Genomic DNA, 14,480 nt, shown 5'->3' with positions numbered 1-14,480 from the left:
GGGCTGCGGCGAAGGTTAAACGAGCCCGAGGGGAGACGTATCGGAAGCCCGCAATTTACGCAACAGCAAAAAGGCCGCGGAATCCTTCCACTTACGCCCTGTCACCGAGACGCATCTATCGGTCCGCGAGCGCCCCGCGCAGGGTGTCCGTGATCGGCGAGATCAGCGAGCCCATGATGGTCGTCTGACCGTTCACGATCTGCACCGACGCGCTCATGCCGGGGGTGATGCGGGTGGCCTTCTCAAGCTTGGTCAGTTCCTTGGGATCGACCTGCAAATCCGCGCGGAAATAGGACTTTTCGGACTTCTCGCTGGTCACCCGGTCCGCGGAGACCATCACCACCTTGGCGTTCAGCGGCCTGTGCCAGCGCGAGTTGAGGGCCGAAATCCGCACCTTGGCGTCCATGCCCACGTGGACCTTGTTAATGTTCTGCGGCTCGATCTGCGCGCTGACGATCAGCGGCGCGTTGGCCGGCACGATATCCATCAGGGTCTCGCCGTTGCCGGTGACCCCGCCGTTGGTGAACTGGGTGAGGTTGAAGACGTAGCCGTCCACCGTCGAGCGGACCACGGTCTGGGCGAGCGATTCCCTTGCGGCGCTGAGTCGCGGCGCGGCGTCGGCGATCTTCGCCTGGGAATCGCGCAGCCCCTCGGCCGCCTGGCTGGTCCGGGTGTCGCGGTTGGCGGCGATCTGCATGCGCGTCTCGCCCTGCTGCTGCTTAAGGCGCGCCACTTCCGACAGGAGCGAGCCCCGGCGTCCCTCGAGATCGGCGATCGAGCGCTGGTAGCGCAGGATCAGGGGCTTGGGCGCGAAGCCCTTGTCGTAGAGCTCCTGATAGCCCCCCATCTCGTCCTTGGTGAGCTTTTCCTGCTCCTCCACGGACTTGATCTGGTCCTGCTGGCCTTCGATCTGGCTCTGCAGCTGTTCGATCCTCTGGTTGAGGACCGAGTTCTGGCTGTCGAAGAGCTGCAGACGAGTGGTGAACAGCACCTCCTGGTCGCGAATCAGGCCCGCGACCCGCGGGTCGGAGCTGCGGGCCAACAGGTCGGGGTCGTAGGAGATCGAGGTCTTGCCGGTCGCCTCGGCCGCGAAGCGACCGGCCTGGGCCTCCACGGCGTCCAGTTGGTTCTGGCTCACGTCATAGGCCGCCCGCGCCTCGACGTCGTTGTAGAGCACCAGCGGCTGGCCGGCGCGGACGTGCTGGCCTTCGTGCACCAGCACCTGGCGCACCACCCCGGATTCCCGATGGCGGATGGTCTTGCGGTTCGATTCGACCCGCACCTCGCCTTGGGCGGTCACGCCGGTGGCGAGCGGGCTGACCGAGGCCCAGAGACCCAGGCCCAGCACGAGCACCACGATCACCCCGCCGCCGATGATCATCGGCCGGCGCATGCGCTTTTGCAGCGCCGGGTCGATCGGCAGGTGGTCATCGCTGAAGTTCGGCGCGACGTAGTTCGAGCGGACGGGGGTCAGGTCTAGTTTCATCGTCCGGCCTCAACGGCCCGCACCTCGGCGGGTTTCACCATTCTCGCCATCACCTGGTCGCGCGGGCCGAACAGCTCGATGCGGCCTTCGCGGAGCACCAGCATCTTGTCGGCCGAGCGGAAGATGCTGGGCTTGTGGGAGATCACCACCACGGTGGCGCCGCTGCCCTTCAGCACGTCGATGGCGCGCATCAGGGCTTCCTCGCCCTCGGAGTCGAGGCTGGCGTTGGGTTCGTCGAGCACCACGAAGGCGGGCTTGCTGAGCATGGCGCGGGCCAGGCCCACGCGCTGGCGCTGGCCGGCCGAAAGGGTGTGGCCGCCCTCGCCCACGTCGGTCTCGTAGCCCTTGGGCAGGCGCAGGATCAGCTCATGCACCCCGGCCATCTGCGCCGCGGTCACCACCTCTTCGTCGCTGACGTCGATGCGGAAGCGGGCGATGTTGTCGCGGATCGTGCCGGAGAACAGCTCGGTGTCCTGCGGCAGATAGCCCACGTGGCTGCCGAAGTCCTCGCGGCTCCAGGTGAAGACGTTGGCGCCGTCCAGGCGCACCACCCCGTTGTTCGGCCTCCAGATGCCCATCAGCAGGCGCGCGAGCGTCGACTTGCCCGCGCCCGACGCGCCGATAATCCCCAGCATCTCGCCGGCTTCGACGGTGAAGTTGATGTTCGAGAGCAGCAGCCGGGTCGCGCCGGGCGGCGCGTAGTTCAGGTTCTCGACCGTCAGCCGGCCGCTGGGCCGCGGCAGGGCGGTGGCCTGGATGCTGGGCTCGGCGCGCGCCAGCAGGGCCATCAGCCGGCCGTGCGCGCGGACCATGTTGTTCAACGGGTCCCAGGACTGGACGATCTTCTCGATCGGCGCCAGCGCGCGGCTGGCCAGGATCATGTTGGCGAACAGCACGCCCTGCGGGACCTTCGCCTTGAGGATCAGGTAGCAGCCGATCGCGATGATCAGCACCTGGATCGCCATGCGGACCGCCTTGATGATGTTCGAGAACATGTTGGAGGTCTCGGAGGCGTCGGCGCCCCGCTCGATCGCCACCGAGCGGTGCTTGGCCCACGACCCGCCGAGCGTCTGCAGCATGCCCATGGCGCGGACCACCTCGCCGTTGCGGAGCGCCGCCTCGGTGAAGGCGTAGCTGCGCAGCTGGGCGTCGCCCGCCTCGCGCTGGGCGGGCCGCATGAGCTGCTCCTGCCAGAGCGCCAGGCCGAGCAGGGCGAACGCGCCCACGGTCGCCAGGATGCCCACGGCCGGGTCGATGACGTAGAGGGCGATGATGAACACCGGGATCCAGGGCACGTCGAAGAACACCGCCGCCGCCGCGCCGGTGAGCGTCTGGCGGAAGGTGTCGAGGTCGCGCAGCGCCTGGGAGCGCGCGCCCTGCTCGCCACGCAGCGAGGCGTCGAACAGGGCCGAGAACAGCTTGCCGGACACCCGCTGGTCCAGCATCACCCCGTAGTTGATCAGGATCTTCGCCCGGAAGTCGTCGATGGCGCTGGAGACCGCGAAGGTGAACAGGCAGATGGCGGTCAGGACCACGAGGGTCGGCACGCTCTGGCTCACCAGCACCCGGCCGTAGACCTGGTAGGTGTAGAGCGGCAACGCCAGGTAGAGCAGGTTCGAGAAGAAGCTGAAGCCTGCGGCCACGGCGAACGGATGCTTGGCGTCGTTCAGCGAACGCGTCAGCACGTTGTCCGGCTGATTCGAGAGAAAGGTGAATAATTTCATGCGCGCCGAGCCGTGCCGTCCGTTCGTGCAGCCAGTATAGTTGAGGGTGGCCTAAAAGGGTGAACGCGGATCGACTGGCGCCGATCGGCATTCGCTGCGACCGGGTTCGCCGGAGCGCGCGGAGAGATGATCGGCGCCCCGGCCCGTGTCAATGCGGCTCTGGCGCGCGCTTGTCCGGCGCATGCTAGAAACCGCGACCTGAGGCAGGTTTGCACCGCCCTGGCCGGGAGTTGGGATGACACGGGTCGCCATAGTGGGCAGCTGCATAAGCCGCGATCTGTGGCGGTTCCGTGGCGCAGGCGACACAGAGCCGGTCGCGGAACTGCTCTACGTCTCGCGCACCAGCCTGCCGAGCCTTTTTGCCACACCTCTGCCCGCCTTCCGCCCGGCCGCCCGGCCGCCGGCGACCCTGCGCCCCCAACCGCACCGGGCGGTCCTGGCCGACCTGCAGAAGACCGCGCTGGCCGCGCTTGTGGCCTTTCGCCCCACCCACCTGATCTTCGACTTCATCGACGAGCGGTTCGACCTGCTCTCGGCCGGGGCGACCCTGGTCACCGACAGCTGGGAGCTGGAGGCCAGCGGCTACCGGCGCCAGGCTGCGTTCAAGGGCGCGCGGGCGGTCCCCAGGCTCTCGGCGGCCTGCGAGCGGCTGTGGCTGGAGGCGGCCGGGCGGATGGCCGCCTTCGTGCGGGCGACCCCGCTCGGCGAGGCGCGCCTGATCCTGCACGCGGCCCGCTGGGCCGAGCGGCGGCGCACGGCCGGCGGGCGCATCGCGGCCCTGGACCGCATGGAGCTCCTGCCCGGCCGGCCCGCCGATATCGCCGCCCACAACGCCCTGCTCGCCCGCTATGAGGCGGCGTTCACCGCCCTGATGCCGCCGATGGACCGGATCGCCGCGCCGTCCCATCGCCTGGCCGACGACAACCACCTGTGGGGCCTCAGCCCCTTCCACTATGTGCCGGCCTACTACGAGGCGGTCTGGGGCCAGTTGGAGGCCCTGGGCGTGCGGCCGCGGGCGGCCGCCTAGGCGCCAGGCTGGGCGCGGGCGGCCTGGCGCGCCCAATGCTCCAGCGGCGTCATGCCCTGCGCCACCAGCTCCGGGCTCTGGGCCAGGTAGGCGGCGGTGGGGAAGCCCGGCCGCGCCTCGGTCACCGCCCAGGCGCCGCCCTGCAGATAGTCGGTCAGCGGGTTGATCGCCGGGTCGAGGGCCTCGCCGCGGGCGGCGATGTGATGGGCGGTGTCGAACCAGGGGCTGGGCGCGCGGCCCTCGGCGGCGCCGCCGGTCAGGAAGTGGGTCAGCGGCTCGGTCCCGGCCTCGACCACGTCCGGGTTCTGCTCCAGGTACCAGCGGGCGTCGAACAGGGGGTGCGGCGACAGCCCCATGCGCCAGCCCTGGGCCAGGTAGTGGACCAGCGGCGGGACCTCGGCGTCCTCGCGCGGCGCCTGGCGGCGATACCAGGCCGGGTCGAACAGGGGATGCGGCGAAAGCCCGTCGCGCCAGCCTTTGCGGACGTAGTGCGACGCCGGATCCTCGCCCGCGGCGAGGTCCGGCTGCTGGGCGGCGTAATACAGCACATCGAACGCCGGGTGCGGGTTGCGGCCCTGGGCGGCGCCGACCTTCACGAAGTGCTCCAGCGGCGAGACCAGGGCGCCGCCGAGCTCGGCGGCGTTGCGCTGCTGGTAGTAGGCCGGCAGGACCAGCGGATGAGGGCTGAGGCCGGCCGGCGCGCCATAGGCCAGATAGTGCGCCAGCGGCGCGAGGCCGGACGCGGCCGCCTCGGGATAGGTCGCCAGGTACCAGGCCTGATCGAAAAGCGCCGCCGGCTGGGCCAGGGGATCGGCGCGGCGCCTCACATAAGCCTGCATGGCCGCCATGTCGTTTCCACGCCAGACACCGGCGTCGGCGATGACCCGCGCCTGTCCCGTCGGACCCAGGCGCATCAGCAGCTTTTCGAGGCCGCGGGTGAGGCGGTCGCGGCGGCGCAGGGGCTGGGCGCGCGCCTGGTCGAGATAGCGGCGCCCGGCGGCTTGGCGCAGGGCCGCCTCCGCCTCGGCGCGGGCCTTCATCGCCGCGCCCAGCGCCAGGGTGAGTTCGGTGCGCGCCAGGGCCTCGCGCACCTGGGCCTGGTGGGTCAGCTCGTGGGCGGAGGCCAGGTCGGCCCGCAGGCCCGCGACCTTGCGCGCCACAGCCTGCGCCTTGCGCGCGATATCGGGGCCGCGCGCCGCCACGGCGGATTCGGCAGAGGGCGTGGCGGACTTGGCCATGGCGGTTGTCTCGGGTGCGGGCTCCCCCCTGTCAAGCAGGGGTCTGTCAAGCCGCCGCGCCGCTAAAGCCCTTCGCGCTCCAGCCACTGGCTATAGCCACCCTCGCCCGCCTGGAAGGGATTGGGGAAGCCGGACTGCAGGTCGGCGCGCTGGCGATAGAGCACCCGGTGCGCCTTCTCGATCGGCAGGCCGTCGGAATAGGTCCCATAGGCCCACCAGCGCTCGGGGATCGAGGGCTCGCTGGCGGCCGCCACCTGGCGCTTGTACCAGCCCCAGACCTCGTAGACCGGGAAGTTCTCGGCCCCGTACTTCTTGGTCATGGCGTCGCCCATGGGGCCGAGCTTGGTGAAGTGCCAGAAGCGCAAGGGAGCGCCGTTCACCAGGATCGCGCCGTCCTTCTGGACGGAAAGCTTGCGGGTCGAGAGGTTCCAGCTGGCGACATTGTAGCCGGGGTCGCGGACCACCTTGACCTTGTCGAACAGGGCCGGGACGTGGTCGCACCAGCGCTGGTCGACGAACAGGCCCGAGGGCATGTCGTCGTAGCACCAGTCGAGCAGCCGATCGTTCCACCACCTGGCGAACCGGGCGCCCTCGCCGGTGGTGCGGATCGCCACGAAGCCCAGGTTGAAGATGCCGGTGCGCGAGGCCGACAGGTCGTTGTCGGCGATGGCGTCCGCGGTGTCGTTCGGGTCGATCAGGTGCGGGGTGAGCAGGATGTCGTGGTCTTCCAGCCAGCCCAGCAGCGGATCGAGCTTGGAGAACAGGGCGGTGTCCGGATCGAGGTAGATCACCACGTCGGCGTCGCCGAACGTCCCTTCGCAGGCCTGGTGGATGAAGGGCCCCTTCACCGCCGTGCAGACCTCGACGATGTCGTGCTTGAACAGCCAGGCCGGGAATTCGGGAATGCCCAGGTCCTCGGCCCACACCACCCGGTCGAAGGGCTCGGTTTCCGGGTCGAAGCGCAGGCCGGCCGGCGGCCGGTCGGTGATCAGGGCGACCAGCGCCCAGTCCGGATGGAAGCGGCGCAGGGTCTGGAACAGCACGCGCGCGCGGTTCAGGTAGGAGAAGGTGAAGCTGGAATAGCAGAGGACCTTCATCCCACACCCTCCAGCAGGTCCACCGTGAGGCCGCTGAAGGCGAGGTCGTAGACCTGGGGCTTGCGCGCCGCGCGCGACAGCTCAGCGATCTCGCCGCTGGCGAAGGCGCGCGAAAGCGCCGCCTCGTCCGCCAGCACCTGCCCGTGACCGCCATCGGCGACGAAGGCGGCGATGTTGCCGCTGTCCGGCCCGGTGACCACCGCCGCGCCCGCCGCCACCGCCTCATAGGCCGCGAAGGAGAAGGTCTCGCGGCACAGCGGCCACATCACCACCAGGTCGGCCTCGTGCCTGATCAGTGCGTCGCGCATGGCCAGCGGGCTGGCCTCGGTGACCGTCACCTTGTGGAACTCGATCTTCGAGCCGGCCGGCGCGCGGCCGCCCAGGTGCAGGAAGTGGTAGCGCGGGTCGGTGGCGTGCGCCTCGGCCAGGGCGTGGAAGATCTCCCAGCCCTTGTGCGCGGCCGGCATGCCGGCGAAGGCGACGCGCAGCGGCCGCTCGGCCGGCGGGACGAACGCCGCGCCCTTGGGGACCAGGCGGGCGTGCGGCAGCACCACCGTAGCCGCCGCCGGATAGGCCGAGCGCGCCGCCCAGAGGTCCAGGGTCGGGCGCGCCGGGCTCACCACCGTCAGCGACAGGCGCTCGAACAGGCGCGCGTGCTCGGCCTCGTGCCGCGCGCGCCAGGGGCCGTAGACGCAGACCCCGCAGGCCTGGCTGTCGGCCGGCGGGGCGGCGCAGTCCTCCACGTCGTTGCGCATCAGGTGGAAGCCGGCGCAGAGGCTGGCGAAGTCGTGCAGCCAGAAGTAGCCGGCCGAAAGGCCCGCGGCGGCCAGGATGTCGGCGGTCTCGCCGGCCGCGTGGCCCAGCAGGCTGTGGATCGCGAAGCTGCGCTTGCCCGGCTTCACGGCGCCCGCCGCCTTGCCCAGCGCCTGGGCGACGGTCTTCGGCGCATAGGCCCCCAGCGCCTTGCCGTTCAGCAGCACGCCGAGCTGGCCGACGTCGGCCTTGGTCCGCACCACCGGCCAGGGCTTGGCCGGGAACAGGTGCAGGTGGTCGCGCCCCAGGGCGGCGATCCGCGCGTCCTCGCGCTGCAGGCAGAGCTGAACGCCCCCGGTGTTGGCGACGTAGTCGTCGTGGCTGAAGGTGATGTGCAGGTCGGAAAGGCCGGTCCGCGCCGCGGCCAGGCCCTTGGCGAGCTGCGCGCCCGCGCCGAGCTTCAGGCGCGCGGAGGCCCGGATCACCGCCGCCACCCGTGCGTCCGGCGGGACCAGAGCCTTCAGGATGTCATAGCGGAAGCCGAGGTCGGTCTTGCCGCTGCGCCCCTCGGCGCGGCCGGCGCTCAGGAAGTGGACGAAGGGGTTCACCTCGGCGGCGGCGATGTCCGGATAGCTCTCCAGGTAGTCCTTCACCGAGAAGGTCGCGCTGGGGTCGCGCCCCTCGCGCCAGCCGGTGGAGAGGAAGTGATCCAGCGGGTCGGAGCCGCCCTTCGCCACGTCCGGGTTGGCCGCGAGGTAGAAGGCCGTGTCGAACTCCGGCTGGGTCAGCCGCCGTTCGCGCATCCGGGTCTCCGTCTCGTCGGCGACCGCCTCGCCGGTCTGGCCGCCGCCGACCAGCGCCCCAAAGCTCCAGGCCGGCGCCTCGCCGCGCCGGGCGCGGCGCAGCAGGTAGTCGTCGGCATGGGGCGAGCGGGCGACCTCGCGCCCCTCGTAGCGGCCCCGGGTCAGGTAGTGGTGGAAGGGGTTCCAGCCGGCCTTCACCAGCTCCGGATAGGCTGCGGCGTAGGCGGCGGTGCAGAACCAGGGCGCGGGGTCGCGGCCCTCGCGCCAGCCGCTCTCCGCGTAGTGGCGGACGATGTCGAGGCCGCCGGGCAGGTCGACGTTCAGCGTGCGGTAGAAGTCGCCGTCGAGGGCGGTGGCGATGACCGCGCGCACCTCGGACGGGTCGGCTCGGGCCAGGGTCAGAACGGGGGCCGAGGCGGCCATGCGGCGCGAATTCCTGTGCGAGAGCAACGGCTCTGTGCAACAGAAGGGGGCAGCGATCAACCGGCCCCCTTGGTTGAACGGGGGCCTTGCGGGCCCCTGCCCGCGCCCTTAGAGCCAGGACGTCTGCGAAAGGCCCTTCGACCCGTCCATGCCCCGCGCCAAGGCCAGCTCCGCCCGATCCGAAACCGGCCGCACGGCCTATCTCGTGCTCGGCATGCACCGCTCGGGCACCTCGGCGGTGACCCAGGTGCTGGCGCTGGGCGGCTGCGACTTGCCGCAGAACCTGATGGGCGGCGACGAGCACAACGCCAAGGGCTATTTCGAGCCGTGGAAGATCGCCCTGCTGAACGACGGGCGCCTGCGGGCCGGCGACACGGCCTGGGACGACATCTTCGCCTTTCCCTATCGCCCGCTGGCCGCCAAGCCGGAGCGCCAGTGGCTGAACCGGGCGCTGGGCCTGTTCGAGGAGGAGTATGGCGAGGCGCAGCACCCGCTGCTGAAGGATCCGCGGATCACGGTGCTGATGCCTTTCTGGCGCCAGGTGCTGGCCGACCTCGATGTCGCCGCGCGCTGCGTGATCGCTGTGCGCCATCCACTGGCGGTGGCCGGCTCGCTGTCGCGCCGCAACGGCTTCCCGGCCGAGAAGTCGGTGCTGGTCTGGACCGCCTACATGCTGGCCGCCGAGGCCTACACCCGCGACCTGCCGCGCGCCTTTGTCAGCTTCGACGGCCTGCTTTCCGACTGGCGCAAGGAAGTGAAGGCGATCGAGGCCGCCCACGGCGCGCCGCTGCCGAACCTGACGCCGGAGGCCGGCGCGGCGATCGGCCGGTTCCTGACGGCGGAGCTGCGCCACAACGAGGCCCAGGGCGACCTGGCCGCGCTGGGCTGGGCCGGCGCGCTCGCCGCCCAGGTGCTGGCCTGGTTCGAAGCCGCCGCGGCCGGCAAGCCGCCGCCGCCCGCCGCCCTGGACAAGGCCGCCCGCGAACTGGCCCGGCGCGCCGCCGACATCGGCGCCCTGGTCTCGCCGGCCACCCGCGACCTCGACGCGGCCCGCGCCGAACTGCTGGACCTGCGCCAGCGGCTGGCCTTCGAGCAGAAGCGCGCCAAGGGGCTGGAGGCCGAGATCGAGGCCCTGCGCCGCGACGCCGCCGAGGCGGCCGAGGCCGCCGTCCGCCTCGACGCCATCCTGGCCGAAGGCTGAGCCCGACCGGCGTGCCCGCGAACGCCTCCGATCCCGCCGCGATCCTGGCCCGCCGCCGCGCCCTGCGCGACGAAGAGATCCGGCTGGGCGAGAATCGCTGGAAGCGGTTCCAGGCCGCCGCCCGCGCCCGCTATGGCGGCCGCGAGGCGCGCCGGCTTTCGCCGGGGCTCGCCAGGCTGTTCGCCCGCGCCAAGACGCCCGGCCGGGTGCTGCTGCTCAGGGCCTCCGGACTCTGGGAGGACGGCCTGGAGGTCGCCCTGGGCTCGACGCCCGGCCCGACCATGCCGCTGGCCGCCTATGTGGCCGCCGGCCCCGACCCCGCCGCCCAGCCCGCCGCCCTTTTCGACCAGAGCTGGTACCTGGAAACCGCCCCGGCGCTGGCCGGCAGCCGCTGGCCGCCGCTGGCCCACTACCTGGTAGTGGGCGACAGTCACAACCTGAGCCCGCACCCGCTGTTCGACGGCCCCGCCTACCGCGCTCGCCATGGGGCGGAGATGGCGGCGCGCCGGCTGACCGGGCTAGAGCACTTCCTGTTCGAGGGCGCGGCCAAGGGCGCCCAGCCGCACCCGCTATTCGACACCCGCCACTATGTCGGCCAGTCGGACGAGCTGGCGGAAACCGGCGAGAACCCGCTGATCCACTATCTGCGCGCCGGCTGGCGCGAGGGGCTGGAGCCGCATCCGCTGTTCGCCGGGAGCTGGTACCTGGACCGCTATCCGCAGGCCGCGGCGGCCGGGGTCGCGCCGCTCACGCACTATGTCACCGCCGGCGCCGCCGAGGGCCTCGACCCGCATCCGCTGTTCGACACCGCCCACTATCGCCGCCAGCGCTATGGATCGGCCCGCGGGATCGCGTTGATCGACTACCTGGCCGGCGGCGCCCGGGCGCGGCGGAGCCCCAGCCCGCACTTCCAGCCGAACCACTACCTGGAGCAGGCCGGCGACCGGCCGCAGGCCTACGCCAACCCGCTGCAGCACTATCTGACGATCGGCGCCTTCGAGGGCCTGTGGCCGGCGCCCGACTTCGACGAAGCGGCCTATTTCGCGGCCCATCCGGCGGCGGCGGAGACCGGCGTCTCGGGCCTGGAGCACTGGGCGCGGACCCGCAGCGAGCGCCCAGCCCCGGGCGTGGCGGCCGGCGCTGCGATCTCCGCCGAGGCCCTGTTCGCCGAACTGCGCCGCGCCGCCGATCCGGACCCGGCGGCCTATGACAACGCCGCCTACGAGGCCCTGCGGCCGGCCGGACGCAAGCCGGGCCGGGCCGCGCCGGTCCAGGTGGTGGCGTTCCGCCGCGCCGCTGCGCCCGACTGGGCCGCCGTCGCGGCCGCCCTGCCCAGCTACCGCGGCCACCTGCAGCCGCGCCTGCCGAGCGATGGCTTCGCCGACCCGGCCGATCCGGCCGCCCTGGCGCGCGACATCGCGCTGGCCCGGCGCTATGGCCTGGCCGGCTTCTGCCACGAGGCCGCGAGCGCCGCGCAGCTTCAGGCCGTGACCGCCCAGGACTTCGCCTTCTGCCTCGCCTGGACCGGCGCGGCGGGGGCCAAGGCGGTGCTGGCGGCCCTGGCCAGGCCTCAGGCGCTGCGCGTCGATGGCCGGCCCATCCTGGTGTTGCCGGCGGAGGCCGACGTGGCCGCCTGGCGCAAGGCGGGCGCGCTGTTCCTGGTCCAGCGCGGCGGCGCGCCGGCCGCGGGTTTCGACGCCCGCCTGCCCGACCTGGAGACCGCCCGCCCGCCCGAGGGCCCGCCGGGCGCGGTGATCAACCCGGGCTTCCGCGGCCTGGTCCACGACCACCTGAGGCTGGTCGCCGAACGCCTGGCCGAGCCGCTGGCCGAGGACGCCTTTCCCTTGGTGGTCGCCGCCCACGACACCACGCCGCGCTCGCAGGACGCACCGGCCGTCTGGCAGGGCGCGAGCCCCGGCGCGCTGCAGGCCTGGCTGGAAGCCGCGAGCGAGGCGGCGCGCGGCCGTCCGGCCGACCGGCGGCTGGTTTTAGTCCACGCCTGGAACGACTGGGAGACAGGCGCGGCGATCAGCCCTGACCGGCGCTTCGGCCACGGCTGGCTGGAGGCGGTGGCCAACGCCGCCGACGCCGACCTGCTGGCGCCCAAGGCGTCTGCGTGAGCGCCGAGCTCACCATCGTCGGCTATCCCTTCCAGCCGACCGGCATGGCCGAGCACGCGCGCTCGATGTTCCGCGCCTTCGCGAGCCAGGGCGTGACGCCGCGCCTGCTGGACGCCGCCGCCGCCGCCAACCGGGCCTACGACCCCGACCTCGAGCGCGACTTCGCCCCGCACCTGGTCACCACCCTGGGCGAGGGCGTCAACCTGTTCGGGGTCAATGGCGACGAGGCCGGCCGGGTGATCGACCAGTTCGGCGAGGCCGCTTTCGCCCGCGGCTACAACATCGCCTATCCCGCCTGGGAGCTGGCCCGCTATCCGGCGGAGTGGGCCAGGGTGCTGGCCCGTTTCGACGAGGTCTGGGCGCCCTCCACCTTCGTGCAGCAGGCGCTGCAGGACGCGCTCGGCAAGCCTGTCCAGCACATGCCCCTGCCGGTGGACCTCAAGCTGTCGTGCTTCCTGGGCCGGCGGCATTTCGCCATCCCGGAGGACGCCTTCGTGGCGGTGTTCTTCTTCGACTTCGCCTCCTTCGCCGAGCGCAAGAACCCGCAGGCCGTGCTCGAGGCCTTCGAGCGGCTGGTCGCGCGCCGGCCGCAGGCGGACCTGTTCTGCCTGATCAAGTCGCGCGGGGGGCACGACACCGAGGACGCCCAGGCGGCGCTGGAGGACCGGCTGGCCGCGCTGGGCGGCCGCGCCCAGGCGATCTGCGGCGACCTGTCGGACAATGAGATCAAGAACCTGGTCCGCTGCGGCGACGTCTTCGTCTCCCTGCACCGGTCCGAGGGCTTCGGGCGCGGCATGGCCGAGGCCATGGCCATGGGCCGCCCGGCCATCGCCACCGGTTGGTCGGGCAACCTCGACTTCATGGTCCCGGGAACCGGCCTTCTGGTGGATCACGAACTGGTCCCGGTGGCGGACGGCGCCTATCCGCACGGCGAGGGCCAGGTCTGGGCCGAGGCCTCGGCCGAGCACGCCTCGCGGCTCATGGAACAGCTCTTGGATGATCCCGCCGAGGCCCGGGCCATGGGCGCGCGCGGCCGCGCCTTCATCGCCGAGCACTATTCCGTGGAGGCCGTCGGGCGACGGGCGCTGGCCCGCTTGCAGGCGATCCCGGCCTTCGCCGGGATGAACGGAATCCGGGCCTAGGCCTTGCGCCACCTCGGCGGATCGAGGGCCACATAGAGCGCCCCGGTCATGGCCGCGACGTCCAGCAGGTAGAGGTAGCGGTAGTCGCAGGCGACCGAGATCACGAAGAAGCTGGCGGTGAACACCAGCGCCCCGCCCATCAGCCCGATCATCGCCCAGTCCGCCGGATCACGGCGGCGCAGCAGCCAGCCGATCATCGCCGCCGCCACGATCGCCCAGGTCAGGTGCGAGAAGACCGGCGTGTCGTAGAAGGCCCGCGCGTACTTGGCCACGCCGACGTCCTGCGGATCGACGCCGGTCAGCATGTCGAGGTCCTGCAGCATCCCGGCCGGGCCGGTGACGCCCACGGTGACCGGCAGGCAGCGCTGCAGGTCCGGCGTCAGGAAGGTCCAGTGGAACACGCCAAGCCGGTGGCGCAGGTAGGCCGCCGGATAGTGCAGGATGATCCGCCGCCACTGGGCGTTCATCGCCGCGTCCGGCACGTGCCACAGGGTGCGGCGGTAGGCGTCGTTGGCGTCGAGCGTGTCGACCCGCTGGGCGGAATAGACGCCGGCGGCCTGATCCTCCAGCAGGGCGGCGGCGGCCGGGTCGGCCTTGGCGATCTCCTTGAACCTAAGCCGCGGCGAGCGGACCTTGGCGCCGACGACGTCGTAGTGCTCCAGGATCAGGGCCGCGGAATTCAGCCGCAGCTTGGCCGGGACCTCCGGCGGCTGGGCCGCGCGGTTGAGGCCGAACGCCAGCAGGCCGATGGCGGCGAGCGCGCCCAGGCCCCAGGCGGCGGCGGCGCGCCAGTCGCCGCGCCCGTCTGCGCGACAATAGGCCGTCCAGGCCAGCACCCCGGCGGCGGCCACGGCCAGCACCGCGCCGTTCTGGCGGGTGATCGTCGCCAGGGCCAGGCAGACGACCGCGCCGGTCACCGGCAGCCAGCGCCGCCCGTCGCGCCAGCCCTGGGCGGCGTGGGCGATCATCACGAAGCCGGCGATGGCGAGGTTCGCGAACAGCACGTCGCGCCAGACGATGCCCTGGTAGATCAGCAGTTGCGGGGTGAGGATCAGGGCGACGCCCAGGACCGGCGCCCACCACCGCGACCGCGGCCGCAGCCGCGCCAGCGACATCAGGCTGAGGAACAGCAGCGCCGCCGAGGCGGTGATGTAGAGCCCAGTCCCCGCCACCAGGTGGTCGAAGGGCTTCAGCAGCCAGGAGGCGGCGGCCGGCGCCCAGGTCTGGCGAACCCCGGTGCGCGCTTCGGTGAGCGCCACGACCGAATCGACCGAGAGCTGGCCCGGGACGTTGGCCGCCAGGCTGAGCAGCAGGCCGGCGAACATCACCCAGCGGAAGACGGCGCCCGCCTTGGCTTGGGATGTGGGCTGGATCGCCTCGCTCAACCGTCGAACCCCGCTTGCTCCTGCAAAGGCCCTGAGTAGAAGCCCGCCCGTGCGATGGGAAGCGGCAAAAGCCCTAGGGCC

10 protein-coding genes are annotated in these 14,480 nt (G+C 72.0%); 4 read left to right on the top strand and 6 right to left on the bottom strand.

Translation table 11 applies throughout. The features are described 5' to 3' along the window. Positions 1 to 115: 115 nt before the first annotated feature. The gene (locus VGL85_RS08000; RefSeq protein ID WP_331587834.1) at positions 116 to 1,486 is read right to left on the bottom strand and encodes an HlyD family type I secretion periplasmic adaptor subunit; all 1,371 of its coding nucleotides are present in this window, start codon (positions 1,484 to 1,486) and stop codon (positions 116 to 118) included. Then, entirely contained in the window at positions 1,483 to 3,171 is a 1,689-nt protein-coding gene (locus tag VGL85_RS07995) for a type I secretion system permease/ATPase (RefSeq protein WP_331587832.1), read from the bottom strand. Before VGL85_RS07995 ends, VGL85_RS08000 begins: the two co-directional genes overlap by 4 nt. Before the next feature lie 274 nt (positions 3,172 to 3,445). On the opposite strand from VGL85_RS07995, the gene VGL85_RS07990 reads away from it, so the two are divergent. Continuing rightward, positions 3,446 to 4,237, top strand: coding sequence for a DUF6270 domain-containing protein (locus VGL85_RS07990; RefSeq protein ID WP_331587830.1), 792 nt, complete (start codon positions 3,446 to 3,448; stop codon positions 4,235 to 4,237). On the opposite strand, the gene VGL85_RS07985 is transcribed toward VGL85_RS07990, so the two are convergent. The 3 genes from VGL85_RS07985 to VGL85_RS07975 all read right to left on the bottom strand — a co-directional run bounded on the left by VGL85_RS07985 (position 4,234) and on the right by VGL85_RS07975 (position 8,551). Continuing rightward, on the bottom strand, positions 4,234 to 5,475 hold the full coding sequence (locus VGL85_RS07985; protein WP_331587828.1) for a hypothetical protein: 1,242 nt from the start codon (positions 5,473 to 5,475) through the stop codon (positions 4,234 to 4,236). The genes VGL85_RS07990 and VGL85_RS07985 overlap by 4 nt on opposite strands. Positions 5,476 to 5,537: 62 nt before the next feature. Then, entirely contained in the window at positions 5,538 to 6,572 is a 1,035-nt protein-coding gene (locus tag VGL85_RS07980) for a hypothetical protein (protein ID WP_331587826.1), read from the bottom strand. Further along, on the bottom strand, positions 6,569 to 8,551 hold the full coding sequence (locus VGL85_RS07975) for a hypothetical protein (RefSeq protein ID WP_331587824.1): 1,983 nt from the start codon (positions 8,549 to 8,551) through the stop codon (positions 6,569 to 6,571). Before VGL85_RS07975 ends, VGL85_RS07980 begins: the two co-directional genes overlap by 4 nt. Before the next feature lie 148 nt (positions 8,552 to 8,699). Between VGL85_RS07975 and VGL85_RS07970 the strand changes: the two genes are divergently transcribed. From VGL85_RS07970 to VGL85_RS07960, 3 genes are read left to right on the top strand one after another with little or no spacing between them, the layout of a single operon-like run. After that, entirely contained in the window at positions 8,700 to 9,752 is a 1,053-nt protein-coding gene (locus tag VGL85_RS07970) for a hypothetical protein (protein WP_331587822.1), read from the top strand. A gap of 11 nt (positions 9,753 to 9,763) precedes the next feature. Continuing rightward, positions 9,764 to 11,872 (top strand): glycoside hydrolase family 99-like domain-containing protein, encoded by a 2,109-nt coding sequence (locus tag VGL85_RS07965; protein WP_331587820.1) that lies wholly within the window; start codon positions 9,764 to 9,766, stop codon positions 11,870 to 11,872. Further along, positions 11,869 to 13,014, top strand: a complete 1,146-nt coding sequence (locus VGL85_RS07960; RefSeq protein WP_331587818.1) for a glycosyltransferase family 4 protein — start codon at positions 11,869 to 11,871, stop codon at positions 13,012 to 13,014. The genes VGL85_RS07965 and VGL85_RS07960 overlap by 4 nt, the downstream gene beginning before the upstream one ends. On the opposite strand, the gene VGL85_RS07955 is transcribed toward VGL85_RS07960, so the two are convergent. Next, positions 13,011 to 14,399, bottom strand: coding sequence for a hypothetical protein (locus VGL85_RS07955; protein ID WP_331587816.1), 1,389 nt, complete (start codon positions 14,397 to 14,399; stop codon positions 13,011 to 13,013). The genes VGL85_RS07960 and VGL85_RS07955 overlap by 4 nt on opposite strands. Positions 14,400 to 14,480 lie beyond the last annotated feature (81 nt).

This window comes from Phenylobacterium sp. (assembly GCF_036501465.1).
In the GTDB taxonomy this organism is placed as follows: Bacteria; Pseudomonadota; Alphaproteobacteria; order Caulobacterales; family Caulobacteraceae; genus Phenylobacterium.
The sequence above is the reverse complement of the archived record's forward strand: the minus strand, read 5'-3'. Positions and strand labels throughout refer to the sequence as shown.